This window comes from Cobetia crustatorum (assembly GCF_000591415.1).
Classification (GTDB): Bacteria; Pseudomonadota; Gammaproteobacteria; order Pseudomonadales; family Halomonadaceae; genus Cobetia; species Cobetia crustatorum.
This window is the reverse complement of sequence record NZ_JEMF01000022.1, coordinates 21,600-48,449: the sequence shown is the minus strand read 5'-3', so window position 1 is coordinate 48,449 and position 26,850 is coordinate 21,600. Positions and strand designations below refer to the sequence as shown.

At 58.3% G+C, this 26,850-nt stretch carries 24 protein-coding genes, 1 tRNA gene and 1 pseudogene; 21 read left to right on the top strand and 5 right to left on the bottom strand.

The window, feature by feature from the left end:
* Positions 1–48: 48 nt before the first annotated feature.
* Complete coding sequence (gene rapA, locus BF12_RS0106640) at positions 49–2,991, bottom strand: RNA polymerase-associated protein RapA (protein WP_024951600.1); 2,943 nt, start codon at positions 2,989–2,991, stop codon at positions 49–51.
* A 172-nt stretch (positions 2,992–3,163) separates the two neighbouring features.
* Positions 3,164–4,018 carry a TlpA family protein disulfide reductase gene (locus tag BF12_RS0106635; RefSeq protein WP_024951599.1) on the bottom strand — a complete coding sequence of 285 codons (855 nt, stop codon included), beginning with the start codon at positions 4,016–4,018 and terminating at the stop codon, positions 3,164–3,166.
* A 147-nt stretch (positions 4,019–4,165) separates the two neighbouring features.
* Here BF12_RS0106635 and BF12_RS0106630 point away from each other — a divergent pair, with 147 nt between their 5' ends.
* On the top strand, positions 4,166–4,417 hold the full coding sequence (locus BF12_RS0106630) for a hypothetical protein (RefSeq protein ID WP_024951598.1): 252 nt from the start codon (positions 4,166–4,168) through the stop codon (positions 4,415–4,417).
* A 46-nt stretch (positions 4,418–4,463) separates the two neighbouring features.
* On the opposite strand, the gene BF12_RS0106625 is transcribed toward BF12_RS0106630, so the two are convergent.
* The 3 genes from BF12_RS0106625 to ispB form a co-directional block, all read right to left on the bottom strand.
* Positions 4,464–4,688, bottom strand: coding sequence for a hypothetical protein (locus BF12_RS0106625; RefSeq protein ID WP_024951597.1), 225 nt, complete (start codon positions 4,686–4,688; stop codon positions 4,464–4,466).
* An 83-nt stretch (positions 4,689–4,771) separates the two neighbouring features.
* Positions 4,772–4,848: transfer RNA gene (locus BF12_RS0106620), tRNA-Pro, on the bottom strand.
* Positions 4,849–5,019: 171 nt separating this feature from the next.
* Positions 5,020–6,009, bottom strand: a complete 990-nt coding sequence (gene ispB, locus BF12_RS0106615) for an octaprenyl diphosphate synthase (protein ID WP_024951596.1) — start codon at positions 6,007–6,009, stop codon at positions 5,020–5,022.
* 284 nt (positions 6,010–6,293) lie between these two features.
* Between ispB and rplU the strand changes: the two genes are divergently transcribed.
* The 20 genes and pseudogenes from rplU (at position 6,294) to BF12_RS21075 (ending at position 26,812) form a co-directional block, all read left to right on the top strand.
* Complete coding sequence (gene rplU / locus BF12_RS0106605) at positions 6,294–6,605, top strand: 50S ribosomal protein L21 (protein WP_024951594.1); 312 nt, start codon at positions 6,294–6,296, stop codon at positions 6,603–6,605.
* Positions 6,606–6,638: 33 nt separating this feature from the next.
* The gene (rpmA, locus tag BF12_RS0106600; RefSeq protein ID WP_024951593.1) at positions 6,639–6,896 is read left to right on the top strand and encodes a 50S ribosomal protein L27; all 258 of its coding nucleotides are present in this window, start codon (positions 6,639–6,641) and stop codon (positions 6,894–6,896) included.
* Between the two features lie 125 nt (positions 6,897–7,021).
* Positions 7,022–8,218 carry an Obg family GTPase CgtA gene (gene cgtA, locus BF12_RS0106595; protein ID WP_024951592.1) on the top strand — a complete coding sequence of 399 codons (1,197 nt, stop codon included), beginning with the start codon at positions 7,022–7,024 and terminating at the stop codon, positions 8,216–8,218.
* Between the two features lie 246 nt (positions 8,219–8,464).
* Positions 8,465–9,628, top strand: coding sequence for a glutamate 5-kinase (proB, locus tag BF12_RS0106590; RefSeq protein ID WP_024951591.1), 1,164 nt, complete (start codon positions 8,465–8,467; stop codon positions 9,626–9,628).
* 276 nt (positions 9,629–9,904) lie between these two features.
* Positions 9,905–10,171 (top strand): 30S ribosomal protein S20, encoded by a 267-nt coding sequence (gene rpsT, locus BF12_RS0106585; protein WP_024951590.1) that lies wholly within the window; start codon positions 9,905–9,907, stop codon positions 10,169–10,171.
* A gap of 259 nt (positions 10,172–10,430) precedes the next feature.
* Positions 10,431–11,954: a murein biosynthesis integral membrane protein MurJ gene (gene murJ / locus BF12_RS0106580; protein WP_439644481.1), complete on the top strand. Its 1,524-nt coding sequence runs from the start codon at positions 10,431–10,433 to the stop codon at positions 11,952–11,954.
* A gap of 152 nt (positions 11,955–12,106) precedes the next feature.
* Positions 12,107–13,240, top strand: a complete 1,134-nt coding sequence (gene ribF / locus BF12_RS0106575; protein WP_024951588.1) for a bifunctional riboflavin kinase/FAD synthetase — start codon at positions 12,107–12,109, stop codon at positions 13,238–13,240.
* Between the two features lie 11 nt (positions 13,241–13,251).
* On the top strand, positions 13,252–16,086 hold the full coding sequence (gene ileS / locus BF12_RS0106570; RefSeq protein ID WP_024951587.1) for an isoleucine--tRNA ligase: 2,835 nt from the start codon (positions 13,252–13,254) through the stop codon (positions 16,084–16,086).
* A gap of 140 nt (positions 16,087–16,226) precedes the next feature.
* Complete coding sequence (lspA, locus tag BF12_RS0106565) at positions 16,227–16,754, top strand: signal peptidase II (RefSeq protein WP_024951586.1); 528 nt, start codon at positions 16,227–16,229, stop codon at positions 16,752–16,754.
* 20 nt (positions 16,755–16,774) lie between these two features.
* Positions 16,775–17,218, top strand: a complete 444-nt coding sequence (gene fkpB / locus BF12_RS0106560; protein ID WP_024951585.1) for an FKBP-type peptidyl-prolyl cis-trans isomerase — start codon at positions 16,775–16,777, stop codon at positions 17,216–17,218.
* A gap of 59 nt (positions 17,219–17,277) precedes the next feature.
* On the top strand, positions 17,278–18,246 hold the full coding sequence (ispH, locus tag BF12_RS0106555) for a 4-hydroxy-3-methylbut-2-enyl diphosphate reductase (protein ID WP_024951584.1): 969 nt from the start codon (positions 17,278–17,280) through the stop codon (positions 18,244–18,246).
* Positions 18,247–18,469: 223 nt separating this feature from the next.
* A complete protein-coding gene (locus BF12_RS0106550; protein ID WP_024951583.1) occupies positions 18,470–18,958 on the top strand; it encodes a type IV pilin protein in 489 nt (162 codons plus the stop codon).
* A gap of 83 nt (positions 18,959–19,041) precedes the next feature.
* Positions 19,042–19,542: a GspH/FimT family pseudopilin gene (locus BF12_RS21090; protein ID WP_024951582.1), complete on the top strand. Its 501-nt coding sequence runs from the start codon at positions 19,042–19,044 to the stop codon at positions 19,540–19,542.
* 85 nt (positions 19,543–19,627) lie between these two features.
* Positions 19,628–20,047, top strand: a complete 420-nt coding sequence (locus tag BF12_RS21085; RefSeq protein WP_156941142.1) for a PilV family protein — start codon at positions 19,628–19,630, stop codon at positions 20,045–20,047.
* Positions 20,044–20,997 (top strand): PilW family protein, encoded by a 954-nt coding sequence (locus BF12_RS0106535; RefSeq protein WP_024951581.1) that lies wholly within the window; start codon positions 20,044–20,046, stop codon positions 20,995–20,997. Before BF12_RS21085 ends, BF12_RS0106535 begins: the two co-directional genes overlap by 4 nt.
* Positions 20,997–21,575, top strand: coding sequence for a pilus assembly PilX family protein (locus BF12_RS22175; protein ID WP_024951580.1), 579 nt, complete (start codon positions 20,997–20,999; stop codon positions 21,573–21,575). The genes BF12_RS0106535 and BF12_RS22175 overlap by 1 nt, the downstream gene beginning before the upstream one ends.
* Positions 21,460–25,193 (top strand): annotated as a pseudogene (locus BF12_RS22715) (pilus assembly protein). Before BF12_RS22175 ends, BF12_RS22715 begins: the two are co-directional and overlap by 116 nt.
* A gap of 8 nt (positions 25,194–25,201) precedes the next feature.
* Positions 25,202–25,558, top strand: a complete 357-nt coding sequence (locus tag BF12_RS0106515) for a hypothetical protein (protein ID WP_024951577.1) — start codon at positions 25,202–25,204, stop codon at positions 25,556–25,558.
* Positions 25,558–26,028: a type IV pilin protein gene (locus tag BF12_RS0106510; protein WP_024951576.1), complete on the top strand. Its 471-nt coding sequence runs from the start codon at positions 25,558–25,560 to the stop codon at positions 26,026–26,028. Before BF12_RS0106515 ends, BF12_RS0106510 begins: the two co-directional genes overlap by 1 nt.
* Positions 26,029–26,242: 214 nt before the next feature.
* Entirely contained in the window at positions 26,243–26,812 is a 570-nt protein-coding gene (locus BF12_RS21075) for a GspH/FimT family pseudopilin (protein ID WP_084488004.1), read from the top strand.
* Positions 26,813–26,850 lie beyond the last annotated feature (38 nt).

Genomic DNA, 26,850 nt, shown 5'->3' with positions numbered 1-26,850 from the left:
CGTCTGCGAGTGGCAGCCGGGGCGCTTGTAGGTGATGCGAAGAGCCTATCAGCGCTCGTGAGCATCTACCGTTACGATCACGCGTACGCTATCAAGGCGCAGGCGCGTGGTTTCGATGGCATTGTCGAGTGCAGCGCGTTCCTGACGCAGTGCTTCGAGTTCTTCCTCGCGGACTGCCGGATTGTGACTCGCCAGTGCTTCCAAGCGTGAAAGCTCGCTGGTCAGTTGCTCGCGCATCTGCTGCTGAGCCTGCTCGATGATGGTGGGCAGTTCACGCTCAGCTTCCTGCTCGGCATCGCTCATCAGCTTGCGTAGCGTCGCGTGGCTCTGCTTGATCAGGTCGCGCGCGACCGCCTTCTTCACTGGCTTGAGGTTCTTGGACAGGCCGCTGAAGGACACCTTGTCAGACAGGTTACTGCCCGTTTCATCCAGTAATACGCGGATGGCCGTGGGCGGCAGGAAGCGACCCAGACGCAGACCCCGCGGAGCGGTGGACTGCGTGCGGAAGACGACTTCTGTCATCAGGCGGCCGCCGGGAATCGCCGGATGCTTGAGCAGCGCCAACGCGGTATTGCCCATCGAGCCATCAATGATGCGAACCAGCATCTCGCGAACCAGCGGGTGTTCCCACGACAGGTGATGCACGTCTTCACGGGACAGTGCGGTCGCACGATCGCTGGTGACGCTGAAGCCTTCCTCGCCCTTCACTAGTCCTGGCAGGCCATCGAGCATGTGCGGGCCCGGTGCCAAGTAGGTAATGCCATTGCCGAGGTCGCGGCTCTCGATGCCGAAGATATCGAAGGCGCGTTCCAGGTAGCCCGGTAGTGCCTTGTCGTTATCCAGCGTCTTGATGGCTGCGATGACTTCTTCAGCGCGCTCATGGCGACAGGCATTCAGCTCCAGCAGGCGGTTACGGCCTGATTGGCGCTCTGCCTGCAGCGCATCGAAGCGTTCGCGCGTCTGCTCAATGATGCTGTCGACGTCTTCGCTATCCAGCAGCGCCTCTTCCAGCGCGTCACCAAACTGGGCATAAAGCTCACTACCGATGCCGTGCGGGGCACTGAAGGAGTCCATGCCGTCACGGAACCAGCGCAACAACTGAGCGCCCGGTGAGCCTTCAAAGACAGGCACGTGGATCTCGATCGGGAACAGTTGGCCGATACGGTCGAGACGACCGATGCGTTGCTCGAGCTGATCCGGGTGGACCGGAAGGTCGAACATTACCAGATGGTGACAGAACTGGAAGTTACGGCCTTCAGAGCCGATTTCCGAGCACACCAGCAGCTGCACGCCTTCTTCTTCGGAGGCGAATGCAGCAGCAGCGCGGTCACGCTCGACCAGGCTCATGCCTTCATGAAATACCGGTGCGTGTACACCGCCCAGCACGCGTAGTCCTTCAGAAAGCTCACGAGCGGTGTCAGCGGTGTGGCAGATCACCAGCGCCTTCTCGTGGCCGAGGTCTGTCAGTGTTTCCAGCAGCCACATCACGCGTGGGTCGATTTGCCACCACGGCTCGGCGTTCATGCGGTCATCTGGCAGTGCGCGATACATCTCGTCGAGGAACAGCACCACTTCGGGGTGGTTCATGCCGGTCTCGATCAACAAGTCATCGAGATAGTCTTCGTCGCGTTCCAGCTTGCGCACGACACGACGATAGGAGGAGGGTAGTTCCAGCTCATGGACGTGCAGGCGACGTTCGGGGAAGCCTGCGACGTGGCTGCGTGAGTTGCGGAACATCACACGGCCAGTGCCGTGGCGGTCCAGCAGCTGATCGCGCAGTTGACGGCGTGCACTATCACGCTGGACGTCGTCGGCATCCACGTCCATCAGCGTGTCAAGCAGGGCGCGGCTGTCGCTATCGTCCAGCATGGCAGTGAGGCTTTCCAATCCGCTCTGGTCGCTCGGCAGTGCTTCCAGCGCATCGATGGCGACGGCGACAGCGACGTAGCCCTGTTCTTCGGCTTTGAAGCGCGCGATGTCGTGATAGCGCTCCGGATCAAGCAGGCGCAGGCGGGCAAAGTGGCTCTCAAGCCCCATCTGCTCCGGCGTGGCGGTCAGCAGCAGCACGCCAGCGGTCTGGCGAGCCAGTGATTCGACGCAGGCATAACCCGGGCCGACCTTGTCTTCGCTCCAGTCGAGGTGATGGGCCTCATCGACAATCAACATGTCCCAGTCGCACGCCGCGGCTTGTACCTGACGTGATGGGTTGGCGAACAGCCAGTCCTGACTTGCGAGGATGATCTGATTGCCTTCGAAGGGGTTGCGCGTGCCGTAGGCCTTGCACTGCTCTTCATCGAGCAGTGACACGTCCAGCGAGAAGCGGCGCAGCATTTCGACCAGCCACTGGTGAGTCAGGCTCGCCGGCACCAGAATCAGCGCGCGACTGGCGCGGCCACTGAGCAGCAGGCGATGCAGGATCAGGCCGGCTTCGATGGTCTTGCCGAGCCCGACCTCATCGGCCAGCATGACGCGCGGCGCATGACGGCGCGAGACTTCATCGGCGATGTAGAGTTGGTGTGGCACCAGATCGACCTTGGGACCGGAGAGGCCAAGTGCAGGGCTCTGCTCGACACGATGGAAGTGGCGCAGGGTGCGATAGCGCAGATCGAACCAGTCATTACGGTCGACCTGGCCGGTCAGCAGGCGGTCACGTGCCTGGTTGAACTGCATCTTGTCGTTCAGGCGTGCCTCGGAAAGCTCGATGAGCTCACCTGTGGTGTCACCACTGCGCTCGCAGATGTAGATGATCTGACCGCGCACCTCCTTGAAATCGTCCACGATGAGCCATTCGCCATCGTCGGACTGGATGCGATCACCACTACCAAAGGCAACCCGGGTCAGGGGAGCCTCGCGGAGACTGTAGGTGCGGGTTTCTTCGCTGGCGGCAAAGAGGACGGTGACGGTGCGGAAATCGACATTGAGAATGGTGCCAAGACCGAGATCGGCCTCGCCGTCACTGATCCAGCGCTGACCGGGAATGAAATCGCTCATGATGCCTCGGGGTAGGACAAAGACGGGAATCGGGAATACAGGGGCGCGGTATCTTAACGGATCGAAGCCCGTGGCTTAAGCGCCTTTTGTCTTTGTCGTGCGTCTTTGGCATTTCGGCATCAGGAAAAGCGGTCTCTTTCCGGCTGTCAGGGGCGGAGTGATGGTATTCGCGTTAGTGTTTCTCTGGCAGCAGGGTATCCAGTTGGGCGCGACTCAGTTCGCCGATATGGCGCTCGATTAGATGTCCTTCGCCATCAAATACCAACGTCGCCGGTAAACCCTGAGCTTCTGCCAGCCCCATCAGCTGCATTGCGGGGTCGAGTAGCGCATATTTCAGGTTCAGCTGCTCACCTTTCAAGAAGCGTGACACGGCGAGGGGTTGCTCGCCCTGATTGGCCAGCACGACCGTCACCCCGGGATGCGTGTCAGCTTCAGCTAGCAATGGCATTTCGCGACGGCAGGGCGGGCACCAGGTGGCCCATAAATTGACGATGACGCGCTCATTGTGGATCGAGTCGAGTGCCACAGGACGTAGGTCAATATGATTGAGAGTGATGGCGGGCATGCGATCGAGAGATGAGTTGCTACCCAGTGGGTTCAGCTGCTTGAGACCTAGGAATGCGGTCAGGCCGAGCGTCAGGCTGCCGAGCGCAATGACCTGCAGTAGTATCCCCTGACGTCGCAGCAACCACAGGCTGGCGAGTGCGGCGAGAACTAGCCCGCCAATCATGTGATAGCCCGGTTGCCACAGCTTGAGAATATCAAGAGGTGCGCCTTGATAGCTCGACCAGTGCAGTGCGACATAGGTCAGGCGTGCCCCGATGACCCAACCGATCAGTACACGGTTGAACCAGCGCGACAGGCTAAGTGGTGCGGAGGAGAAGGCAGCTGATGATAGTGCTGGCGCGCGAACGCGCTTGAGCAGCCAGATCAACAGGGCGAACTCGCCCAGCATCAACAGCGCTGCCAGGAATGCATAGAGGCGTTCGACGGAAATCAGGGCGGGGCCCAATGCAATGGCATCCATGCGGAGTCTCCTTGGGAGAGCAGCAGGTCATGAGGCAGGCAGCCTCACTCTGGTGAGCGCTGCAGATGAGGTTCTCGAGTATGCGATAATTGGCGTACTGGGACATCCACGTCCTCGATGCTGTTATTACCGGCCAAGGACTTCAGAATGCTTTCACACCATTATGACCGCAGTCGTGCGATCGCCGTCGCCAGTCAGGCCGCGGGATTGATCGCCATCGTGGCATTGGAAACCTGGCTGGGTGATGACGCCCGTCCGTGGCAGGGGCTAGTGTTCGCGCTGATGCTGGCCTGTGGTCTCGGGCTCGCGCTGCGCAGCTACTATCAAAAGCAAAAGGCCCGCCGCGAACGGGAGCATGCCGATCACGAGCGGGCCTTGAAAGCTGGCGATGGCGACTAACCTGAATAGTGGGGTGGAGTGGTGGGCTTTGATGTGAGCAAGAGGCTCATGGCTGTAAGCGGAAGCCGTCACGCTCCATGCAGAACTGCATCAATCCACGCTTTTCATTATCAGACTTATCAGACATGCCAATTTCATAGCGACAGCCGGCATAGGCGTTATGCACCTGTGTGCTGGACGTGCCGTCTTTCCCCCATTGCGCTTGAGGTGCGGCGCAGGCAGTGAGAAGCCCTGCAAGCAGGAATGGTAGAGCAAGGCGCAGCGTTGGCATGTGAGCATCCCTGATGGATGTGAGGCTATCATTCGGACAACAAAAAAGCCGCTGATCAATGATCAGCGGCTTTTTCAATAATATGGTCGGAGTAGCAGGATTCGAACCTACGACCTCTGCCTCCCGAAGGCAGCGCTCTACCAAGCTGAGCTATACTCCGATGCGTCGTGAGCTTGTCTCGACGGAGGTGAATTATACGCAGAGAGCTTTTGTTTGCAAGCCCTTGAGGGCAAAAACTTTTGTGCCGTTCTCGGGTGCTCAGATAAGAGGCTGGCAGTGGGGCTGGAATTGACTTCCGGACCTGCCTGCCTCTTGTGATTTCTGGCGCTCGTCAGGCCTGGCGGCCGACGCTGAGGAGTGCGATCCGCTCTAGGCTGGCACGGAACTCATTGTCAGGTAGTGCCTCGAGTTCTACGAGCGCGTTATCCGCCATTTTCTGGGCGCGACTGCGAGTGTAGTCGAGGCCGCCAGTCGCACGGACGACTTCCAGCACTTCGTCGAGCTGCTCCAGCCCTCCTTTCTCGATAGCACCACGCACCAAGCTGGCCTGCGCTGGGCTACCAACCTGCATGGCGCGAATCAAGGGTAGGGTAGGCTTGCCTTCGGCGAGGTCGTCACCGACATTCTTGCCCATGGTCTTGGCGTCGCCTTGATAGTCGAGCAAATCATCGATCAGCTGGAAAGCAAGTCCCAGGTAGCGGCCGTAGTTCTGTAGCGCACTGACCTGCGCCTGTGTGATCGCCGCGTCAGCTTCCTTGGCGAGTACTGCGCCGGCATGGGCAGCGGCCTCGAACAGCATGGCGGTCTTGCCGTGGATGGTCTCGAAGTAGGCTGCTTCATCGATGTCGGCATTGCCGATGTTGGTGAGCTGCAGCACCTCGCCCTCAGCGATGGTACAGGTCGCGGCAGAAAGAATTGCCATCACCTCCATCGAACCGACTTCGACCATCATCTGGAAGGAGCGCGAGTAGAGGAAGTCGCCGACCAGTACCGATGGCGCATTGCCCCAAGTGTCGTTGGCGGTAGAGCGGCCGCGGCGCAGGCTGGATTCATCCACGACGTCATCATGCAGCAGTGTCGAGGTGTGCATGAACTCGATCAGCGCTGCCAGGCTGACGTGCTGCTCGCCTTGATAGCCTAGCGCTCGTGCGGCTAGCAGTACCAGAACCGGGCGCAGGCGCTTGCCACCACTCTGGATGATGTACTGTCCGATGGTCTGGACCAGCGGCACGCGCGATTCGAGCTGCGCGAGGATAGTGCGGTCAACGGCGGCGAAGTCATCTGCCACTGCCGCGTGAAGGGTCGATGCGTCGGCTTGCATGAGATCGTCGTGCCCGTAGCGAGAGGTGAGGCCGCCGTAGCGTGCCGTTTGGCGGTTATGCTATGGGGCACCTCTATGGGCGTCAAGGCGCGCGCCCGCGCAAGGACGCTGGCTGGCGGTGGGCAAGAGGTCTTTGGCTTGACATTGCTTGTCGAACGCGGCACGCACCGCTATAATACGCGGCCGTGGCTCATCACGCTCCCTGTCAGATGGCTCCAGAAGGGGCGCCACTCGCAGCAGGTCACCCAAGAGCACACCCTTAGATGAGCCCGATGGAGAGAATCATGTACGCAGTTATCAAGAGCGGTGGCAAGCAGTACCGCGTTCAGGAAGGCGAGACCCTGAAGCTCGAGAAGCTTGAAATCGCCACTGGTGAAACCATCCAGTTCGACGAAGTCCTGATGGTCGCCGACGGCGACGACATCAAGGTCGGCGCTCCGCTGGTTGAAGGTGCCAAGGTTGCTGCAGAGGTCGTGTCTCACGGCCGTGGCGACAAGATCACCATCATCAAGTTCCGTCGCCGGAAGCACTCCATGCGTCGTGCTGGCCACCGTCAGTGGTTCACCGAAGTCAAGATCACTGGTATCTCTGCTTAATTGCAGTGCTACCCACCATAGGAGAATTATCCAATGGCACATAAGAAGGCGGCGGGTTCTACCCGCAACGGTCGCGATTCTGAATCCAAGCGCCTTGGTGTGAAGCTGTTCGGTGGCCAAGCAGCCATCGCCGGCAACATCATCGTGCGTCAGCGCGGCACTCGTTTCCACGCTGGTACTGGCGTTGGTATCGGCAAGGACCACACTCTCTTCGCACTGTCCGACGGACACGTGAAGTTTGAGGTCAAAGGTCCGAAGAACCGCAAGTTCGTCAGCATCGTTTCTGCCTGAAACGTCTGACAGCTTACGCAGACTGGCCGATGCCCCGGTATCGTGTGACAGTCTGCAAGGAAGCCCCGCTCAGGCGGGGCTTTTTTGTCGCATGACGGCCCGGGTCGTCGTCAGGAGAGAGCAGCATGCAGTTCCTTGATGAAGCGTCGATCATTGTCGAGGCCGGACGTGGCGGCAATGGTTGCATGAGTTTTCGCCGAGAAAAATACGTGCCGCGCGGTGGTCCCGATGGGGGCGATGGCGGGCATGGTGGCAGTGTTTATCTGATAGGGGATGACTCGCTCAATACCCTGATCGATTTCAAGTTCCAGCGCTATTATCAGGCGGAAAGCGGTATCGCTGGCCAGGGTAGCCAGATGGCGGGCCGAGCGGGTGAAGATTTGCTCGTCAAGGTGCCGGTCGGCACGACGGTGATCGACGAGGAAACGCTCGAGATGATCGGTGATGTGACCGAAGTCGGTCAGTTGCTGTTGGTCTCGCAGGGCGGTCGTCGTGGATTGGGTAACATCCACTTCAAGTCCTCGACCAACCGTGCGCCGCGCCAGACCAGCAAGGGTACCTGGGGTGAGCGTCGCAGCCTGCGTCTCGAGATGAAGGTGATGGCTGACGTTGGTTTGCTGGGCATGCCGAATGCCGGCAAGTCGACGCTGATCCGCGCCGTCTCTGCTGCCAAACCCAAGGTCGCCAACTACCCATTCACGACCTTGGTGCCTAACCTCGGTGTCGTGAAGATCGGTAGTCACCAGCACTTCGTGATGGCCGACATTCCCGGCTTGATCGAAGGCGCTGCTGACGGCGCTGGCCTTGGCCTGCGCTTCCTCAAGCACCTGACGCGCACGCGCTTGCTGCTGCACGTGGTAGATATTGCGCCTTTTGACGAGAGTGATCCGGCCTATGCGGTTGAGGCCATTCTCAAAGAGCTCAAGAACTTCTCGGCGGCACTGACCGAGTTGCCGCGCTGGCTGGTGATCAACAAGGTCGACCTGCTGGCAGAAGAAGATCGTGATGCGCTGGTCAAAGATCTCGTTGAGCGTCTTGGCTGGGAAGGCGAGCTATTCGTCATTTCGGCAGCCAGTGGTATCGGCACTCAGGACCTGGTTCAGGCAGCACACCGCTGGCTGGGCGAGCATCGTCTGCACCTGGCGGAAGATCCTGATGCTGCCGAGGCGCATGCCGCACTGCTTGCGCGCATGGAGAATGAATCTCTGGAGCGCGTTGAAGAGCGTCTGACGCGTCGCAAGCGCAAGAAAGATGATGAAGTAGAGGACGATGACGACTTCAATGAAGACGATTACGACGTCGAAGTCGAATACGCGCCCTGAGCTTGATGTGCTTTGACGCATAAGCTCTCTGAGTCTTGTGCTTCCTGAGCGTATGGTCGCATCGGTACGTATCAAACGCCCCGCCTCGAGCCTTTTGGTTCCGAAGTGGGGCGTTGTCATTTCAGTGGCTTCACTTTTTGACCTCGGCCGAGGGAGAGATGACAGCAGGCGGGCGGGAGCGGACAATGCCGGTAGCTTAAAGAGCATGTGTCAGGGCGACAGGCCCATATCACAGGAGGAAGTGCGGTGGCGGAACAGCAGGCGGCGGGAGTGGAAGCAGCGGGGAGTCAAAAGGGGCGCGAAGCGCTAGCCAGTGCGCGCCGAATAGTGGTCAAGATTGGCAGTGCACTGCTGACCGACGATGGTCGCGGGCTTGATGATGCCAGCATCGGGCGCTGGGTTGATCAGATAGCCACGCTGCATGCGCGCGGTATCGAGGTGATCGTCGTGTCCTCTGGTGCCATTGCGGTGGGCATGTCGCGGCTCGGTTGGACGGCTCGTCCCAGTGGCGTGCATGAGCTGCAGGCCGCCGCTGCCGTCGGCCAGAATGGCCTGACCCAATGTTACGAAGAGCACTTCCAGCGTCATGGCCTGACAACCGCACAGATTCTGCTGACCCACGATGATCTCTCCAATCGCAAGCGCTATCTGAATGCACGCTCTGCATTGAGAACGCTGGTCGAGTTACGCGTGGTGCCGGTGATCAACGAGAACGATACCGTGGTCACCGATGAGATTCGCTTTGGTGACAACGACACGCTCGGTGCGCTGGTGGCTAACTTGTTGGAAGCCGATGCACTGCTGCTGCTCACGGACCAGGAGGGATTGTTTGATGCCGATCCGCGCCATGATTCTTCAGCCAAGCTGATCGAAGAGGCGCAGGCGGATGACCCTATTCTGGTCAAGGTGGCTGGTGGCGGCGGTCTGCTGGGTCGTGGCGGCATGGCCACCAAGGTGCGTGCAGCGCGTCTGGCTGCACGGAGTGGTGCACTGACCGTGATTGCCTCTGGCCGTCAGCCGGAAGTGATCACGCGTCTGGTCGCTGGCGAGCGATTCGGCACGCTGTTGCTGCCAGAGCATGCGCCGATTGCGGCGCGCAAGCGTTGGCTGGCAGGCCAGCTACAGGTGCGTGGCACTCTGACGTTGGATGCCGGGGCCGTGAATGTCCTGACCACTCGTGGCTCTAGCTTGCTGCCGGTGGGTGTGAAGAAGGCTGAAGGTAGCTTTCGTCGCGGCGACATGGTGCAGTGCGTTGATGAGTCAGGCGTGAGGATTGCCAAGGGGCTGGTCAACTACAATGCAGAGGATGCCGGGCGAATTCTGGGGCTGCCAAGTCATCAGATCGAGGCAGCGCTGGGCTATATAGAAGCCCCTGAGCTGATTCATCGCGATAACCTGATCGTGCTGTGAGATATGGCTATGCTGGCGGTAGGCATGTGCTGCCTGTCGCTAGCGATCTGGCGGCCGGTCATGCTAGAATTTGCCGTCCTGTCGGGTGCTGGTCCATCCCGATGGCGAAGACTTGGTGGGGCTTCCACGCCAAGTCGCTGATTTTCCGAATGCTTTCCGAAGTATCAGGTGAGACATTTGGGAAGTGATCGGACTCGCTGTCGCATCGCGACAATGTCTTCCAAATTCAAGTTCATGAGTATGCGCCCAAGGGTGGACTCATAAGGAGCATTTAAAGTGGCAAATACTAAGCAGGCACGTAAGCGCGCTCGTCAGTCTGAAGTTCGTCGTCAGCACAACTCCGCACAGCGTTCTGCCGTGCGTACCGGTGTCAAGAACGTGCTGAAGGCTGTCAAGACCGGCGATCACGCTGCGTCCATGGCCGCTTTCAATGTCGCGCAGAAGGTCCTCGACCGTTACGCCGACAAGGACATTCTGTCCAAGAAGAAGGCCGCTCGCGTCAAGAGCCGTCTGAACGCACGCGTCAAGGCACTGGCTGTCTAAGACGTGTTCGCGTAAAAAAACCGGCTTCGGCCGGTTTTTTTGTGTCTGTCTATCGTGTGGCATGGCGATCATGTGCGCCGTGCAACGACATAAAGCGTCGAGAAGTCCCGTGAAGATCGTGTCATGACAGGGAATCGAGAGAGGTGTCAGGGTGAGCAAGCCGCAGGATGAGTCGCCCGCTGCAGGGAAGACCGCTACGCAGGCAAGTGCACAGGGTGAGACCGCTTCAGGCGATAGCCTGCCGGTGCGCGCCGGACTGTTGCGCTCGGGGATGATCGTCAGTGTGATGACGATGCTCTCTCGAGTGCTAGGGTTGGCACGCGATGTCATCATTGCCAGCTTGCTCGGAGCGGGGAGTGGTGCAGACGCCTTCTTCGTCGCCTTCAAGATTCCCAACTTCATGCGTCGCCTGTTTGCCGAAGGGGCTTTCAATCAGGCCTTCATTCCGGTGCTTTCCGAGTACGCCACTCGGCGCACGCGCGAGGAGGTTCGCGAGCTGCTCGATGCGGTCAGCGGTAGTCTCGGTGTTATTCTGGCACTAATTACCGCACTGGCTATGCTATGTGCGCCTTGGCTGGTGTGGGTGTTTGCGCCAGGCTTCAGTGAAGATGCCGGTAAGCTCGCTCTCACTGGTGAAATGCTACGACTGACCTTTCCCTATTTGCTGCTGATCTCGCTGACGGCCTTCTCTGGTAGTGTGCTCAATACCTGGAATCGCTTCGCGGTCCCTGCGATTACTCCAGTTCTGCTTAACCTGAGTTTGATCGGAGCCGCCTTGCTGTTAGCGCCACGCTTCGAGACGCCGGCCATTGCGCTGGCATGGGGAGTATTGATTGCGGGGTGTGTTCAGCTGTTGTTCCAGGTGCCCTTTTTGCTGCGCCTGGGGCTGATGCCCAAACCGTGGCCTAATTTTGCGCATGAAGGGGTGCGGCGTATTCTGAAGCTGATGACGCCGGCGTTGTTCGGGGTCTCGGTCTCGCAGATCAATCTGCTGCTTGATACGGTACTGGCGTCGTTCCTGGTCACGGGTAGCGTGTCCTGGCTTTATTACTCGGACCGCCTTGTCGAGCTGCCACTGGGCATCATCGGCATTGCGATTGGTACGGTCATTCTGCCGGCGCTCTCCAAGCGGCATGCCGAGCAGTCGCTGGAGCACTTCCAGAAGATGCTCGACTGGGCGCTGCGCTCGGTATTATTGATCGGCGTGCCGGCAGCGTTGGCGCTGGGGGTACTGGCGGAGCCGCTGTTGATTACGTTGTTCCACTATGGGGCGATGACCGACAATGATGTCGTGATGTCGGCCCAGAGCCTGCGGGCCTACAGCTTCGGGCTGCTGGCCTTCATGCTGATCAAGGTGCTGGCGCCGGGCTTCTATGCGCGGCAGAACACCAAGGCGCCGGTGAAAATCGGCATCATCGCCATGATTGCCAATATGATCTTTAACCTGATATTGATCGGGCCGCTGGCGCATGCTGGGCTTGCATTGGCCACTGCTCTGTCAGCCTTTCTCAATGCTGGCTTACTTGCCCGGGGCTTGTATCGCGAAGGCGCACTTCGATTCCAGCCCGGTTGGGGGCGTTACTCACTGACCTTGCTTGGCGGTTGCGTGCTGATGGGCGGCGGGCTGATGTGGCTGTCACCAGACTGGACGACCTGGCTTGGTTGGGGCCTGTGGGAGCGCTGTGCGATGATGGGAGCATTGGTGGTGGGCGGCATATTGGCGTATGGCCTGTGGTTAGGGCTTTGTGGTGTGCGTCCGCGACACTTCCGCATGCAGGGCTAGCAGCTGGCCTTGCGTGACCTCGCGTAGAGTCCGCTGTGCACTTCGGCGGACGTTCTGTTCCCGTTGATTTTCGCTTACGGGGCTTGTGGTGGCTGTCAGCGCCGCGCCCTCCGCTATAATCGACCTCTTTCGGCGGCTTGTGTGATGCACGCATGGACTTGATCAGAGGACTGCACAATCTCGCCCGCCTGCGCAAGCAGGATGGCAGCCGCGGCTGCGTGGCCACCATCGGTAATTTTGATGGTGTTCACCTCGGGCATCAGGCGATTCTGGAACAGCTCCGGGAACGTGCGGCAGCTTACGGCCTGCCGGCGACGGTCGTGGTATTTGAACCACAGCCGCGCGAGTTTTTTGCCGGTGCCAAGGCGCCGCCTCGTTTGACGCGGCTAGCAGATAAAGTACGCCTGCTGGCACAGCACGGCGCTGAACGCGTGCTATGCCTGCCCTTCAATGAGGCGCTGCGTTCACTGTCGGCTCGCGAGTTCATCGAGCAGGTACTAATTGATGGCCTTGGGGTGCGTCACCTGGTGGTCGGTGATGATTTCCGCTTCGGCTGTGATCGTGCCGGCGATTTTCCACTACTGGAGCGCATCGGTGCGGCCGAAGGTTTTGCGGTGGAGCATACCCGCACCTTCGAGGTCGCAGATGAGCGCGTCTCGAGCACCCGGGTACGCAAGGTACTGGCCGATGGCAACATGACGCTGGCCACTGAGCTGCTGGGGCGCCCCCACTGCTGGCAGGGCCGTGTGGTTGCGGACCGCCAGCTGGGACGTACGCTCGGCGTACCGACCGCTAATCTACCGCTGCCGAATGCACCGCTCTCGGTGTCCGGCGTCTATGCGGTAATAGCGCATCTGGCTGACGGGCGCTCCTGTCCAGCGGTGGCCAATATTGGCTGGCGACCCACGGTCGGTACGCCGCGGCCGGTACTCGAAGTCCATCTGCTGGACTTCTCGGAAGATATTTATGGTCAGCGATTAGGTGTGAGCTTTTGCGCTTTCTTGCGGGGCGAGATGCGTTTCGATGGTCTCGATGCCTTGAAGGCCGCGATCTACTCTGATATTGCGCTGGCTCGGCGCTTCTTCGCACTGGCAGCGGGTGATACACCGGCTGTTGATGAGCGTGAGATGCACCACTGCATTACCTCGATGGCTGACCTGCCGCTGGCCAGCTGTCCGCTGAGCGCGCTGATGACGCGTGCTCAGGTGACACCCCTACACGGCACTGCTGAGGTGTCTGATTCCACGGCTCGGGAAGCGCAGGCTTCCCGCCCCCACGACGGCTGACCCGAAAGGCTATGAGCGACTACAAGCACACCCTGAATCTGCCCGATACCGACTTCCCGATGCGTGGCAATCTTCCCAAGCGTGAGCCGGATCAACTGGCACGCTGGAGCGAGATTGACCTTTACGCGCGTCTGCGTGAAGCAGGCAAGGGCCGTCCGAGCTTCGTGCTCCACGATGGCCCTCCCTATGCCAACGGCAATATTCACATCGGTCATGCCGTCAACAAGATTCTCAAGGACATCATCGTCAAGTCCAAGACGATGGCGGGCTTTGATGCGCCGTACGTGCCGGGTTGGGACTGTCATGGTCTGCCCATCGAGCACAAGGTCGAGACGACCCACGGCAAGCATCTCGAGTCCGAGAAAGCCCGCCACCTGTGCCGTGAATACGCCGGTGTTCAGGTCGAAGGCCAGAAGCATGAGTTCATTCGTCTCGGCATCGTCGGTGACTGGGGCAACCCGTATCGCTCCATGGACTTCGCCAATGAAGCCGGCGAGATCCGTGCGTTGGCCGAGATGGTCAAGGGCGGTTTCGTCTTCAAGGGCCTGAAGCCGGTCAACTGGTGCTTCGACTGCGGTTCTGCGCTGGCGGAAGCCGAAGTCGAGTACGCTGACAAAGCCTCTGATGCCATCGATGTTGCTTTCACTGCCGATGATTCGGTGGTGCTGGCCAAGGCCTTCGGGCTCGAGTCACTGAGCAAGCCGGCCGCCGCCGTGATCTGGACCACCACCCCGTGGACCATCCCGGCCAACCAGGCGCTCAACGTTCACCCGGACTTCGTCTACTCGCTGGTCGATACCGGCGAGCGCCTGCTGGTGCTCGCCGAAGAGCTGGTCGATGACAGCCTGGCGCGCTTCGGTCTGAGTGGCGAGACGCTGGCGACCGTCAATGGTGCGGCGCTTGAGCTGATCAACTTCCGTCATCCGATCTACGATCGTCTGTCGCCGGTCTACCTGGCTGACTATGTCGAGACAGGTGCCGGTACCGGTATCGTCCATTCCGCGCCGGCCTATGGCGAAGACGATTTCCATACCTGCCGTCGCTATGGCATGGAATTCGATGAGATCGAAAGCCCGGTGCAGGGCAATGGTGTTTATGTACCTGACCTGCCGGAATTCGGTGGTCAGTTCATCTGGAAGGCCAACCCGAACATCGTCGCGCGTCTCGAAGAGCTTGGCGCACTGATGGCCCACGAGAAGATCACTCACAGCTATATGCACTGCTGGCGCCACAAGACGCCGGTCATCTATCGTGCAACAGCGCAGTGGTTTGTCGGCATGGATATCGCTGGCTCCGACGGTGTGACGCTGCGCGACAAGGCGTTGTCTGCCATCGAGGAGACTGCCTTCATTCCTGCCTGGGGTCAGGCGCGCCTGAAGAGCATGATCGCCAACCGTCCTGATTGGTGCATCTCGCGTCAGCGTAACTGGGGCGTGCCGATCCCGCTGTTCCTGCATCGCGCGACTGGCGAGCTGCATCCCAACAGCGTCGAGCTGATGGAAGCAGTCGCGGACCGTGTGGCCGAGAAGGGCATTGATGCCTGGTGGGCGCTCGACAACCAGGAGCTGCTGGGTGACGAGGCTGAGCAATACGAGAAGGTTACCGATACGCTGGACGTGTGGTTCGATTCCGGAACGACGCACTGGCACGTACTGCGTGGCTCACACCCGCATGGTCACGCTGAAGGCCCGCGTGCCGATCTGTATCTGGAAGGGTCGGATCAGCACCGTGGCTGGTTCCACTCGTCGCTGCTGACTGGTTGTGCCATCGATGGCCATGCCCCGTACAAGGCACTGCTGACGCATGGCTTCACTGTCGATGCGCAGGGCCGCAAGATGTCCAAGTCGGTCGGCAACGTCGTCGCGCCGCAGCAGGTGATGGACAAACTGGGCGCCGATATTCTGCGTCTGTGGGTGTCATCCAATGACTACTCCGGCGAAATGGCGGTGTCGGATGAGATCCTCAAGCGTACCGCCGATGCCTATCGTCGTATCCGCAACACCTCGCGCTTCCTGCTGTCGAATCTGAACGGATTCGAGCCAGCGCGTGATGTGGTGGCCTTCGACGACATGCTGGCGTTGGACCAGTGGGTAGTCGACCGTGCCGCTCAGTTGCAGGCGCGTGTTGAGCTTGCGTATGAAGAGTATCGCTTCCTCGATATCTATCAGCAGGTGCTGACCTTCTGCTCGCGTGAGCTTGGGGGCTTCTATCTGGATATCATCAAGGACCGCCAGTACACCACGCAGCCGGATTCATTGGCGCGTCGTAGCTGCCAGACCGCGCTCTATCATGTGATCGAAGCGCTGGCACGCTGGATGGCGCCGATTCTCTCCTTCACCGGGGAAGAGATCTACGCCAACATTCCGGGCCCGCGCAAGGACACCATCTTCCTCGAAGAGTCCTACACCGGCCTGACCACGCTTGCCGACGACGCTGCGATGGGGCGCGAGTTCTGGGAGCAGGTGTTGCACGTCAAGCAGGCGGTCAACAAGACACTGGAAGCGGCGCGTAACGAGGGTATGGTCAAGAATGGTCTTGCGGCTGAAGTGACGCTGTTCGTCAATGATGAGCTCAAGACACTGTTGGCCAACCTCGGTGATGAGCTGCGCTTCGTGATGCTGACCAGCGGTGTTGAACTGGTCGCACTTGAGTCCGCAGGTAGCGATGTCGTTGACACCGAAGTGGCTGGCTTGAAGGTTGCCGTGAAAGCGAGCGAGCATGCCAAGTGCGAGCGCTGTTGGCACCATCGCCCGGAAGTTGGCACGCTGCTGGAGCACCCGACACTGTGTAGCCGCTGCGTGACTAACCTGCCGGACGGTAACGGCGAGACTCGCCACTTCGCGTGATCGACATGATGCGGTAATTGCGCCGGTCGTTTTATTGATCGACGCCATCGAACGCCGGGCTCAGGCCCGGCGTTCGTGTCTTGCAGCTGTAGGCCAATTTCATGGGTGGATGTCTCAGGCATCCCCGACAGGAAGGCAACATGACTTCTTCTACTCAAGACCCCGCCAGCGATACGCCGTCAGCAGCCAACCTTCCGATGCGCTCGCCATTGCGCTGGTTGTGGTTGTCTCTGACCATCGTGGTGCTGGATCTGGCGACCAAGTGGCTGGCCAGTAGTTCGCTGGTCTACGGGCAGGCCAATGAGGTACTGCCGATCTTCAATCTGACGCTTTTGCACAATACAGGGGCAGCGTTCAGCTTTCTGGCCGCTCATGATGGCTGGCAGCGCTGGTTGTTTGCCGGTATTGCCGTCGTTGCGGCCGTTGGCCTGAGTATCTGGCTGACTCGCCTCAAGCGTCACGAAACCTTCACGGCGCTGGGCATCGCGCTGGTACTGGGTGGCGCACTGGGCAATCTCTATGACCGAGTCGTGCACGGCTACGTGGTGGACTTCCTGTCCTTCCACTGGAACGGTGCCTTCTTCCCTGCCTTCAATGTGGCGGATGTCGGTATCAGTCTGGGTGCCGTGGCACTGATTATTGAATCCTTCCGTAGCCGCTCTGAATGAGTGGCCAAGTCGAGGTCGACATGAGCGAGCATCGTATCGCCGATAATATGGAGGTCAGCCTCCACTTCCGTCTACGTCTGGAAGACGGCACCGAGGTAGATTCCACCTTCGACAAGACGCCGGCTACCTTCCAGGTCGGTGACGGTAACCTGCCGCCGGGCTTCGAACGTCCGGTCATGGGCATGGCAGCCGGAGAGACGGGCAGTTTCACCGTCACGCCGGAGCATGCCTTCGGTCAGCATAACCCGCAGAATGTGCAGGTCGTGTCGCGCAAGAACTTCGATGAAGAGATCGAGGTCGGCATGGTGATGTCCTTCGCGGAGCCTTCCGGCTCTGAGCTTCCGGGTATCATCCGTGAAATCGACGAGCGTGATGTCAAGGTCGACTTCAATCACCCGCTGGCCGGGCGTACCCTGACCTTCGAGGTCGAGGTGTTGTCAGTCGCCCCCGTGACCACGCACTGAGTCTTCTTTCCTCAGGTGCGCTCTCCGTGAGTGCTGCCTGCCATCAAGCGGAGCCTGTCATGCAGATCAAGCTGGCCAACCCGCGCGGTTTCTGCGCCGGAGTGGATCGCGCCATCGATATCGTCAACGGGGCCCTCGACGTGTTCGGGCCACCGATCTATGTGCGTCATGAGGTGGTCCATAACCGCTTCGTGGTCGATACGCTCAAGGATCGTGGTGCCATCTTCGTCGAGGAGCTTCACGAGGTGCCCGATGACGTCATCGTCATCTTCTCGGCGCATGGCGTGTCGCGTGCTGTTCAGGAAGAAGCCGAACGTCGCAATCTAAAGGTCTTCGATGCGACCTGCCCGCTGGTCACCAAGGTGCACATGGAAGTGCTGCGCTATGCGCGCAAGGGCCAGGACTGTGTGTTGATCGGTCATGCTGGGCATCCTGAGGTCGAAGGCACCATGGGGCGCTACGATACTTCGAAGGGGGGAACGATCCATCTGGTCGAGGACGAGGCTGATGTGCAGCGTCTAGAGGTCAAGGATCCTTCTCAGCTAGCGTTTGTCACTCAGACAACCCTGTCGATGGACGATACCGCCAAGGTGATTGATGCGTTACGTGAGCGCTTTCCGGCGATTCAGGGGCCGCGCAAGGACGACATCTGCTATGCCACGCAGAACCGTCAGGATGCCGTGCGCATGCTGGCGGAAGCGTGCGATGTCGTGCTGGTGGTCGGTAGTCCCAACAGCTCCAACTCCAACCGTCTGCGTGAGCTGGCAGAACGCATGGAAACGTCGGCATGGTTGATTGATGATGCCGCGCAGATCGACGCTAGCTGGTTTGAGGGTATCGGTAGTATCGGAATCACTGCAGGGGCGAGCGCGCCTGAAGTACTGGTGCAGGGCGTGATTGATCGCCTGATGGTGTTGGGAGCTTCCGCTCCACAGGAGCTTGATGGGCAAGAGGAGAACATCGTCTTCTCCATGCCTAAAGAGCTGAAGGAGCGTCTGATCGCATCGGATCAGATTCGTGAGTTGTAACCTTAAGTAAGCTACTTCTCATGCAAAAGCCGCGACTCTGTCGCGGCTTTTTTTATGTCATCTCCCCGAAATCAGCCGAGCAGCTTGGGGTTTTTCAGTTGTCAGGAAGCGCTTGTCGGTGCCGGATCGTTGATGTGGCAAGGAAGAATTGAAAAAAAATGTAATGCTTGGTTACTAAAATGATACATAATGGGAGCATGGTTCGTACTCTGGAGAATTGCTCATGCTCGGTCTTCCTTCCCACTCCGGTGTCATTAGTGCGCACGCACGACGTGGCAAGGCGGGGGTGTGTGAAGGGATGACGAAGAGAGGAGTGCAGGGCTTCACCTTGATCGAGCTGATGATGGTCGTCGCGATTATCGGAATTCTGGCAGCCGTCGCCGTGCCGTCTTATCTCGGTTATGTGGAGCGTAGTTGGCGCTCTCATGCCCAGCAAGCTCTAGGTCAGCAGGCAAGACAGCTACATGGTTTTTACTACCAGAATTTCTCCGAGGCCCCTGTCAGTGAAGGAAACCTGCCTGCGGACGGTGTCAGTAGAATCGAAGATGGCGGCGGGAATCTACGCTATATCGTGTCGTATCGCAGTCTTACGCCGACCGCATTTGTGCTCCAGGCTACACCGCAAGGTTCTCAGCTTAATGATGATTGCGGAATATTGTGGATGGATGAGGCCATGAATACCGGAGCCGAAGGCGGAGGGCGGTGCTGGTGATAAAGGAAAGATCTGACTCCCGACACAGGGCCTGGAGGGAACACCTTTCGAATAGACCCGAGCGGCAAGGAGAATTGGACATCATGCGTCATTCTCGCGGTTTCACTCTGATTGAGCTGGTGGTGACAGTGGCGATCATCGCCATTATTGCTACCTGGGCGGTGCCTGCCTGGCAGGGCATGGTGCAGCGCTCTCAGGTGGAGTCTGACGTGCGTGCGCTAACGCATGCGCTGGGAATGGCGCGTAGTACGTCTACGACGCGAGGCTTGCCTGTGAGTGTCTGTCCTTATGCGCCGAGTGTCGCCACGCCAAATCCTACCGACTGTGATGGCGACTGGTCGAATGGCTGGGTGGTGTATGTCGGTAGCGCTGCCAGCTTTGCGCTAGATGACCGGCTGTGGATCCATCAAGGTAGCAATGCCGTGGCGCAGTCGGGTGGCGCTGCTCGAATCACGTATAACGATCGCGGTACGTTGACCAGTGGTAACAGCACCTTGGTCTTCTGTGCAGCGGCGGATGCTACCTCTGTCGTGGTGGCACCTTCTGGCCGCGTACGCCTGGAAACAGGAGGGGACTGCTCATGAGGCAGCAATTCCACATCATATCTAGACGTCATCCCTCTGCGCGCACTCAGCGGGGCGTCGGTCTGATCGAAGCTTGGTGGCTGTCATGTTGCTGGGAGTCTCTCTTTTAGGGTTAGGGCTCTTGCAGGTACAGACGTTGCAGCACCAGCGCGTTAGTTATAGCAATACGGTTGCTCAGTTGCTGTCGCTGGACATGGCAGAGCGCATTCGCGCGAATCTCGAGGCCATCGATCAATACGATGGTGCCGTGACCACGAATGCACCGGAAGGGGGGTGTTCCTCAGACTGCGCGCCGAGCGGACTGGCGGACCAGGATGTCATGGACTGGCGTGATGCCATTGTCGGCTCCACGCTAACCAGCGGAGTTGGCAGCGTGGATGCCACTGAGAGGCTGGTGGGAGGAGCAGGCATTGGTGTGCATGATGTGAGCGTTCAGGTGCAGTGGAGCGATCCCATCAGTGGTGGTGTCGACTTACAGACGTATCGTTTCGAGGTGGAGCCATGAGTCTCTCTTCTTCCGGTGTTTCACGCCTTGGACGTCAGGCAGGCGTCGGCCTCGTTGAGCTGATGATCAGCCTGGTGCTGGGGCTATTGATCACGGCGATGGCAGTACAGATGTTCGCGACATCACGCAGTACGGTCAGCACCCAAGAAGCATTGTCCTACCTGCAAGAGTCGGCGCGCTATGTGTCGTTCCGCCTGCAACCGCTGATGCGCAATGTGGGTTATGCCGGATGCGCCAATAGCCGCGATATCACTAATTCAAGCTCCGTGGATGCTGCGCACGATCTAACGGCACCGTTCGGTGGTCAGCAGCGTACTCAGCGTAGTCTCAGCTACTTCAATCTAACGTTTGTCTCGGCGAGCAAAGACGGCAATGAGACGACATTGACCAGTAGCATGAGCTCTCTAGGCGGCCCTCTATCCGTTCGTAACGGTAGTGAATCCGGGTTTGTCGCAGATGAGTTTGCGCTGGTCAGCGACTGTAACAGCACGGATGTCTTCAAGGTTTCGGGCACAACGCAAGGACGCGTAGAAACTAACGACACCCTGTCTCGTTCTTACGGAAGCTCCCTGTCTTCTAACGCCTACCTCTATCCGGTACAAGCTTGGGATCTGAGGCTCGACGATCAGGCCACTGACTCAACCGTGCGGGCGCTGTATATCGATCGCATCAACGCCACCTTCGCTCGTGAGGAGCTGGTATCCGGCGTGCAGGGATTTGATGTGAGCTTCAGCCTGGACACTACGGGGAATGGCAGCGTGGATCGCGTCAAGGTGCCGGCGGCGACAGTGCGTAGCGAGAGCAGATGGGATGAGATTCGTCGTATCGAGATAGCCCTGACGCTCGAAAGCCTGCCAGGCGTGGTACCAGGGGGCGATAACAACGGTCGCCTGACGCGCACCTTTAATCTCACCTTTACGCCGCGCAACCTTCAACTGAGGGATAGCTGATGATGGCTAACAAGCATTCCATTTCTGCTACTCAAGTTGGACAAGGGCCGGTTCGTCAGCAGGGAATTGCTCTGCTGATTGTGCTGGTCATGTTGGTTGTCATTGGTTTGCTTGCGGTCACTGGGGTCGAGGACAGCCAGCTACAAACCCGCATGGCGGTCAATAGCCGCAACTTTGAGCAATCTTACTACAACGCAGAAACCAGTCTCAGTATTGGTGAACGTGCACTTCAGGAAAGCCTTGAAGATGGTGCCTGGGAGCTAGGCAACTTTGATGACTCGGCGGGGTTGATGCTGGCATTGCCAGAGGATGTCCCCCCGATCAATCCGCTGTCGGAAGCGGATTGGCAAGCCAATGGCATTCAGACACTCGATGATGTCACTGGGGCCGTTATCGGTGCCTATGTGATCGAGTACCTGGGCAAGGTTGGTGAGCCGCCCTTGAATCAAAGCAATGAACTCAATGCCGTGGGCACCCGACTTGATGCTTTCCGTGTCAATGCGAGGGGGGGCGGCGGAGGCAATGGCGCTTCCTGGACGGTGGTGCAAAGCGAGCTGGAGCTGGGCCCCTATTTCTGAGAGGAGCATTGATATGCGTTATCTGCTGAGTGGTGCCTTATGCCTTTTCGCTTTGCCTTGCCTGGCGGCCCCTGGTGAAATTGCTCGTGCGCCGGTAACGGAAGCGACCGGCGTTCAACCCAACATCCTGTTTATCCTTGACGATTCGGGAAGCATGGAGTGGCAGGACACGCTCAATAATGGCGTGGAATATTGGGGGTATCAGCCAGCTTCTTCCATATTGACCGGGAGTGGTGTCTATACCATCAATAGGTTTGGCACCGTCAGCCATCAGTCCCAGACGACGGTGGCCAAGGCGATCGGTTCTTGCAACGGTTTCAATGTGCTCGCCTATAACCCCCAGCTGACTTACTCGCCCTGGGCAGGCAAGGACAGATTGGGAGTCACCTACACTGACAAGACTCTGTATACGGCACGCTCTGATCCTTACGAGCCGACTGAAGTGGTCAATCTGTCCGGGGTCTATTACATGCCCTGGTCGGATGATGACGCTGATGGTGAATACGACTTTGGGGAATGTGGTCTTTATCGTACCGGGAACAATCTGTATGTGGATACCACCAAGCAGGTTGTGGTCAGTCGACTGACCGCAGCGCAGCAGATCAACTTCTCCAACTGGTTTACTTATTATCGTGACCGGATGTCTGTCGCCAAGGCCGCCATGGCCGGTGTCATCAATACCAATGAGTCGCGCGTTGGCTTGAAAACCATCCAGCAGCGTAATGATCGCAATGTCGCTGACATGACAGACTCAGATGAGCGCGATGCACTGCTGGAAAAGCTCTTTACCGCATACCCTTCTGGTGGGACACCTTTGCGTTCGGCTCTCAAGAGGGCGGGGGAGTATTACGCGGGCACAGGAAATAATGCGCCGATCTTGAGTGCTGATGAAGGTGGTATGTGTCAGCAGAATTACGCGATCATGATGACCGATGGTTACTGGAATGGCTCCAGCCCCGGGGTGGGTAATGCCGATGGTGGAAGCGGCACCTTCATCAATGCCAGCCATCGCGATACCTATTCCGATACGCTGGCAGATGTGGCGATGAAATATTACCGCACTGACCTTCGCTCGGACCTTATTGATAGCGTGCCGACAGTACCTGGTGTGGACGAGAACTCTGCCCAGCATATGGTGACTTACACCGTCGGGTTCGGTGTCGATGGCACGCTGTCGAACAACCCGGACAGCCTCACCAGCACATTCTCCTGGCCGCAGCCTGTTGCCGATACCAATACTACGATTGATGATCTACGTCATGCTGCCTGGAATGGTCGGGGTGAGTTCTTGAGTGCAGCGAATCCTCAGGCATTGATCAATGCGCTCAATAACATCGCACAGTCTATCGCTGGGCGCGCTGCCAGTACCGGTAGCCTCGATATTACTACTAGTGGACAGAGCAGTGATGTCTATCTGGTGCAGACGACCTATGATCCTTCCAATTGGTCTGGTGACATCGTGGCACGCAAGATTGATAACAATGGCGACCTGCTGGAAGAGGCACAGTGGTCTGTTGCTGATTGGCTGCGCGACGATGCCAGCCGCAGCGGTAATCGCCAGGTGCTGACGTATAACCCGGGTATTGCCGATGTGGATGAGAAGGCGTTCTTCTTTGACATCGAGGAAGCAGGTTCACTTGAGGCTGAGCAAATCCTTGATCTGATCGGTTTCCTCGATGAGTCCCTGTTGTCAGAGTCTTTATTGATATCAGTCCGTGAAGCGGCCAATGGTGTGACGACAGGCCTGGTAGGGGGGCTTCTGGGAGGAGGCGATAGCCTGCTGGGCGGATTGGGTCTTGAGGGCGGTCAAAGTGGGGTGTTGGACCTCGTCGGAGATACCGTTACTCAGCTGACAGGGCAGATCCTGGATACCACTGGCACCTTCCTCAAGCTCAATGGTGTGGCGACGGCGGTCAAGACGTCAGAGCTCGAAAATCTGATCGGCTACCTCAAGGGTGACGACGAGTATGAAGGTAGCTTGTTCAGGGAGCGTAACGGTAACTATCTGGGTGACATCGTGCATGCATCACCCGCGATAGTTGGGCCGCCATCAGCCAGTTACAGCAATGACATGGAAACCTCTTCCTATAGTGCCTTCAAGACGCTTCATGAAGACCGTCAATCCATGGTCTACATCGGCGCCAATGATGGAATGCTGCATGCGATAGACATGAGTTCGGGTGAAGAGAAATTTGCTTATATGCCATATGCCACTTTCAGTATCGATAATGGACGCGGCATTCGTCAGCTGGCGGATGAAGATTATGTTCACCAGTATTATGTCGATGCCACGCCAGTCGCTCGTGATGTCCACGTTCAGTTATCAGATGAGGACACTGCCAGCTGGCATTCCCTGTTATTGGGTGGGCTGGGGGCCGGTGGTAAGGCGATCTACATGCTGGATATCACGGATCCTGACAGCTTCGACACGCTTGGTGAGTCTGGTGGTACATCTCCTTCAGAGGTCGTGCAATGGGAATTCACCCACGAAGACCTGGGATACACCTTCAGCGATATTCAGGTAGCACGCCTCGACGATGGGGCTGGTACGCCATTTTCGGCAATGGTTATAACGCCGACAGTGATGGGCGCGCAAAGCTGTTCATCGTCGATCTGGAAAATCCTGACAACTATGCTTTGCTGGATACCCAGCAGGGAAGTAATGCTGGCGGCAGCTGTACTGCCTCGAACAGCGATTGCAATGGCATGTCGAGCCCGGAGCTTGCGGATATTAACGCCGATGGCATTACCGATTGGATCTATGCCGGTGACCTGCACGGCAATGTCTGGACCTTCGACATGCGCCAGTTCGCGCTGGATACTGTGGGCAGTGGTCAGGTCTCACGTCTTTTCCAGTCGTGTGCCGTTGCCCTGAATAGTGCCTCCGCGACCTGCCCTGTAGCCTCACGTCAGCCAATCACCTCACGGGTCGCCGTGGCGCGGAGTGGCGTTTTCCATAGCACCGTCGATACCCCGTATCTGAATGTCTACTGGGGAACAGGACAACTGGTCACGCTACAGGATGCCGTCGATACCTCCGAGCAGGCGTTCTACAGCGTATTGCATACCGGTGCTTCCACGCGTCGCTACCATGGTGAGTTGGTCAAACAGAGCTTCTCGGACATATCCGGTGTAAGTGACGCACGCACGGTTACTGGGGTCAGCGTCGACTATGCCAACCTGAATAATAATGGTGCTCAATATGGATGGCATGTCTCTCTGCCAGACTCAGGTGAGCGCATGGTCACCATCCCGGCAGTCAGAGGCGACCTGATTGTCTTCAATACCACCATCCCGGGCAGTAATGGTCCCTGCACGGGAGGGGCCAGTGGCTGGCTTAACGCACTCAGTCTACGTAATGGTCTGCAGCCGTCGCGCAGCGGTAGCAATGTCCAACAGGTATTTGATTACAATGACGACGGCACGGTGAATGCCAGTGACAACGTCAACGACCAGGTCGTATTGTCGATCAGAGTAGACGGTGAGCCGACATCGCCTAAATTTGTGGGCGATACCCAGTTCGTAGGCCTGGGCGGTACCACGACAGTGCTTCCGACAGTGATGGACTTTGGCATCGGCGGGCTCGAGGGTCGGAGCGCCTGGTATCAGCTGCGTTAGGAGAACCAATGATGAACGATGCACGCTATCTCGTAGATAGACCCTCTCGCTGCACCGTGTGGTTGGCGATGTTGGCAGGGATGGCAATGATGGGTATGAGTTCGACGGTACTTTCCGCCGGGTTGGCCATCGAGGTGGATGGCGAGTCAGAGATGACGGGTGTCATTGACTCTATCGAAGGCAACCAAGTAATGCTCGACGATATCAGTTTCGTGTTGGTACCGGCATCGCGAGTGCTGACTCGCAAGGGGCGGGAGCTGAAGAGCTTCCACCTGCAGAGAGGACAGGAGGTGCGCATTCTCTTTGACCCACGCAGTGAACCGCGCGCCATTCGTGATATCACGCTGTTGAGGCGGGGTGGCTGATGCTTATCAGACGACAATCGGGTTTTGGGCTGCTGGAGATCATGATTGCGGTTGCCATCATCGGCATTCTCGCCTCCATCGCTTATCCGAGTTATCAATCCCAGGTCGAGCGATCACGACGTACTGACGCCACGACAGCGCTGCTGGCATTGGCCCAGATGCAGGAGCGCATCATGGCGACCTGTGGTGAATATGCGACTGCCAGTGTTACGGATGCCACCAGTTGTGGGGATGCACTGGGAGGAGGTGGTGAGGGGATAGGGTTGGGGCAGGCTGATGCGGTCAGTGAAGAGGGCTTCTATTCCCTGGCCGTCGCAGGAGACGCGGACAGCTACAAACTGACGGCGACTGCGCAGGGAGCGCAGGTCAATGATGAGGACTGCCAAACCTTTGAGCTGACAGAATTAGGGGTCAAATCTGGAGGTGTACTAATAGACCCGAATACGCTCGAAGATAACGATTGCTGGTAGATCTGGCTACATCCTCAATGTGCGTCGCCCCCGAGCCTGGTCATTCGTGACCGGGGCTTTTTATGTCAGTTTCCGGCGCTTGGAGGCATGTATGCCAGTGAGGAGGGCAGGGGAATCTTGTTGTTACGTGTCGGCTGAGTGAGAATGTGTAACTGATTAATAACGAATGTTTGCATATGGCTGACCCGCCGATACCCTCTGATGGAAGCGCCTGATGATGCCTGTTTACCTCTCCACTGTTGGCAGCCTTACTGGTAAGCGAGTCTACATGATGCGTGGCTTTACCCTCATTGAACTGATGGTCACGATTGCCGTGTTAGCTATTATCTCGACCATCGCTGTACCTGCTTGGCAGGGCTTTATCGCGCGCCAGGAAGTAGCTAGCACGACAGAGACACTGACCTCTGCGCTTAATTATGCTCGTAGTACGGCTGTCACCCGCGGGTTGCAGGTATCAGTATGCCCGCTCAGTAATGACGGTAGCCGCTGTGAAGCGACGACTGAATGGAATAATGGCTGGGCTGTGGTGCTGGGGAGCCCAGCAGATGCGCTGAGCAGCTTCAGCAGCAACAAGGTTGAAGTGCTACGTGAGCATGCTAGTGGTGCATTGGTGCAGAGCGGTACTAACAGCATCTCCTTTGATGATCAGGGGGCTGCCAGTAACACCACGCGACTGTTGATTTGTGGGACAGCCACCTCTGCGGCCCATCGCCAGCTAGAGCTGTCGGTCATCGGGCGCTTGGCTCCGGAAGCGTACGGTAATGGGGGAATGAGCTGTGGGTAAGAAATGCTGGCCAGTAAAAGCTACCGAACGAGGCACCA

What these genes read in the sequence shown, in the direction of transcription:
- BF12_RS0106550 (WP_024951583.1), top strand. Translation starts at nt 18,470, where the DNA reads ATGCTCGGTCTTCCTTCCCACTCCGGTGTCATTAGTGCGCACGCACGA.
- BF12_RS0106535 (WP_024951581.1), top strand. Translation starts at nt 20,044, where the DNA reads ATGAGTCTCTCTTCTTCCGGTGTTTCACGCCTTGGACGTCAGGCAGGC.
- BF12_RS0106630 (WP_024951598.1), top strand. Translation starts at nt 4,166, where the DNA reads ATGCTTTCACACCATTATGACCGCAGTCGTGCGATCGCCGTCGCCAGT.
- ispB (WP_024951596.1), bottom strand. Translation starts at nt 6,009, where the DNA reads ATGCAAGCCGACGCATCGACCCTTCACGCGGCAGTGGCAGATGACTTC.
- BF12_RS21090 (WP_024951582.1), top strand. Translation starts at nt 19,042, where the DNA reads ATGCGTCATTCTCGCGGTTTCACTCTGATTGAGCTGGTGGTGACAGTG.
- BF12_RS21085 (WP_156941142.1), top strand. Translation starts at nt 19,628, where the DNA reads ATGTTGCTGGGAGTCTCTCTTTTAGGGTTAGGGCTCTTGCAGGTACAG.
- ispH (WP_024951584.1), top strand. Translation starts at nt 17,278, where the DNA reads ATGCAGATCAAGCTGGCCAACCCGCGCGGTTTCTGCGCCGGAGTGGAT.
- cgtA (WP_024951592.1), top strand. Translation starts at nt 7,022, where the DNA reads ATGCAGTTCCTTGATGAAGCGTCGATCATTGTCGAGGCCGGACGTGGC.
- ribF (WP_024951588.1), top strand. Translation starts at nt 12,107, where the DNA reads ATGGACTTGATCAGAGGACTGCACAATCTCGCCCGCCTGCGCAAGCAG.
- lspA (WP_024951586.1), top strand. Translation starts at nt 16,227, where the DNA reads ATGACTTCTTCTACTCAAGACCCCGCCAGCGATACGCCGTCAGCAGCC.
- BF12_RS0106635 (WP_024951599.1), bottom strand. Translation starts at nt 4,018, where the DNA reads ATGGATGCCATTGCATTGGGCCCCGCCCTGATTTCCGTCGAACGCCTC.
- rplU (WP_024951594.1), top strand. Translation starts at nt 6,294, where the DNA reads ATGTACGCAGTTATCAAGAGCGGTGGCAAGCAGTACCGCGTTCAGGAA.
- ileS (WP_024951587.1), top strand. Translation starts at nt 13,252, where the DNA reads ATGAGCGACTACAAGCACACCCTGAATCTGCCCGATACCGACTTCCCG.
- BF12_RS21075 (WP_084488004.1), top strand. Translation starts at nt 26,243, where the DNA reads ATGATGCCTGTTTACCTCTCCACTGTTGGCAGCCTTACTGGTAAGCGA.
- rpmA (WP_024951593.1), top strand. Translation starts at nt 6,639, where the DNA reads ATGGCACATAAGAAGGCGGCGGGTTCTACCCGCAACGGTCGCGATTCT.
- BF12_RS0106625 (WP_024951597.1), bottom strand. Translation starts at nt 4,688, where the DNA reads ATGCCAACGCTGCGCCTTGCTCTACCATTCCTGCTTGCAGGGCTTCTC.
- BF12_RS0106510 (WP_024951576.1), top strand. Translation starts at nt 25,558, where the DNA reads ATGCTTATCAGACGACAATCGGGTTTTGGGCTGCTGGAGATCATGATT.
- fkpB (WP_024951585.1), top strand. Translation starts at nt 16,775, where the DNA reads ATGAGCGAGCATCGTATCGCCGATAATATGGAGGTCAGCCTCCACTTC.
- rapA (WP_024951600.1), bottom strand. Translation starts at nt 2,991, where the DNA reads ATGAGCGATTTCATTCCCGGTCAGCGCTGGATCAGTGACGGCGAGGCC.
- BF12_RS0106515 (WP_024951577.1), top strand. Translation starts at nt 25,202, where the DNA reads ATGATGAACGATGCACGCTATCTCGTAGATAGACCCTCTCGCTGCACC.
- BF12_RS22175 (WP_024951580.1), top strand. Translation starts at nt 20,997, where the DNA reads ATGATGGCTAACAAGCATTCCATTTCTGCTACTCAAGTTGGACAAGGG.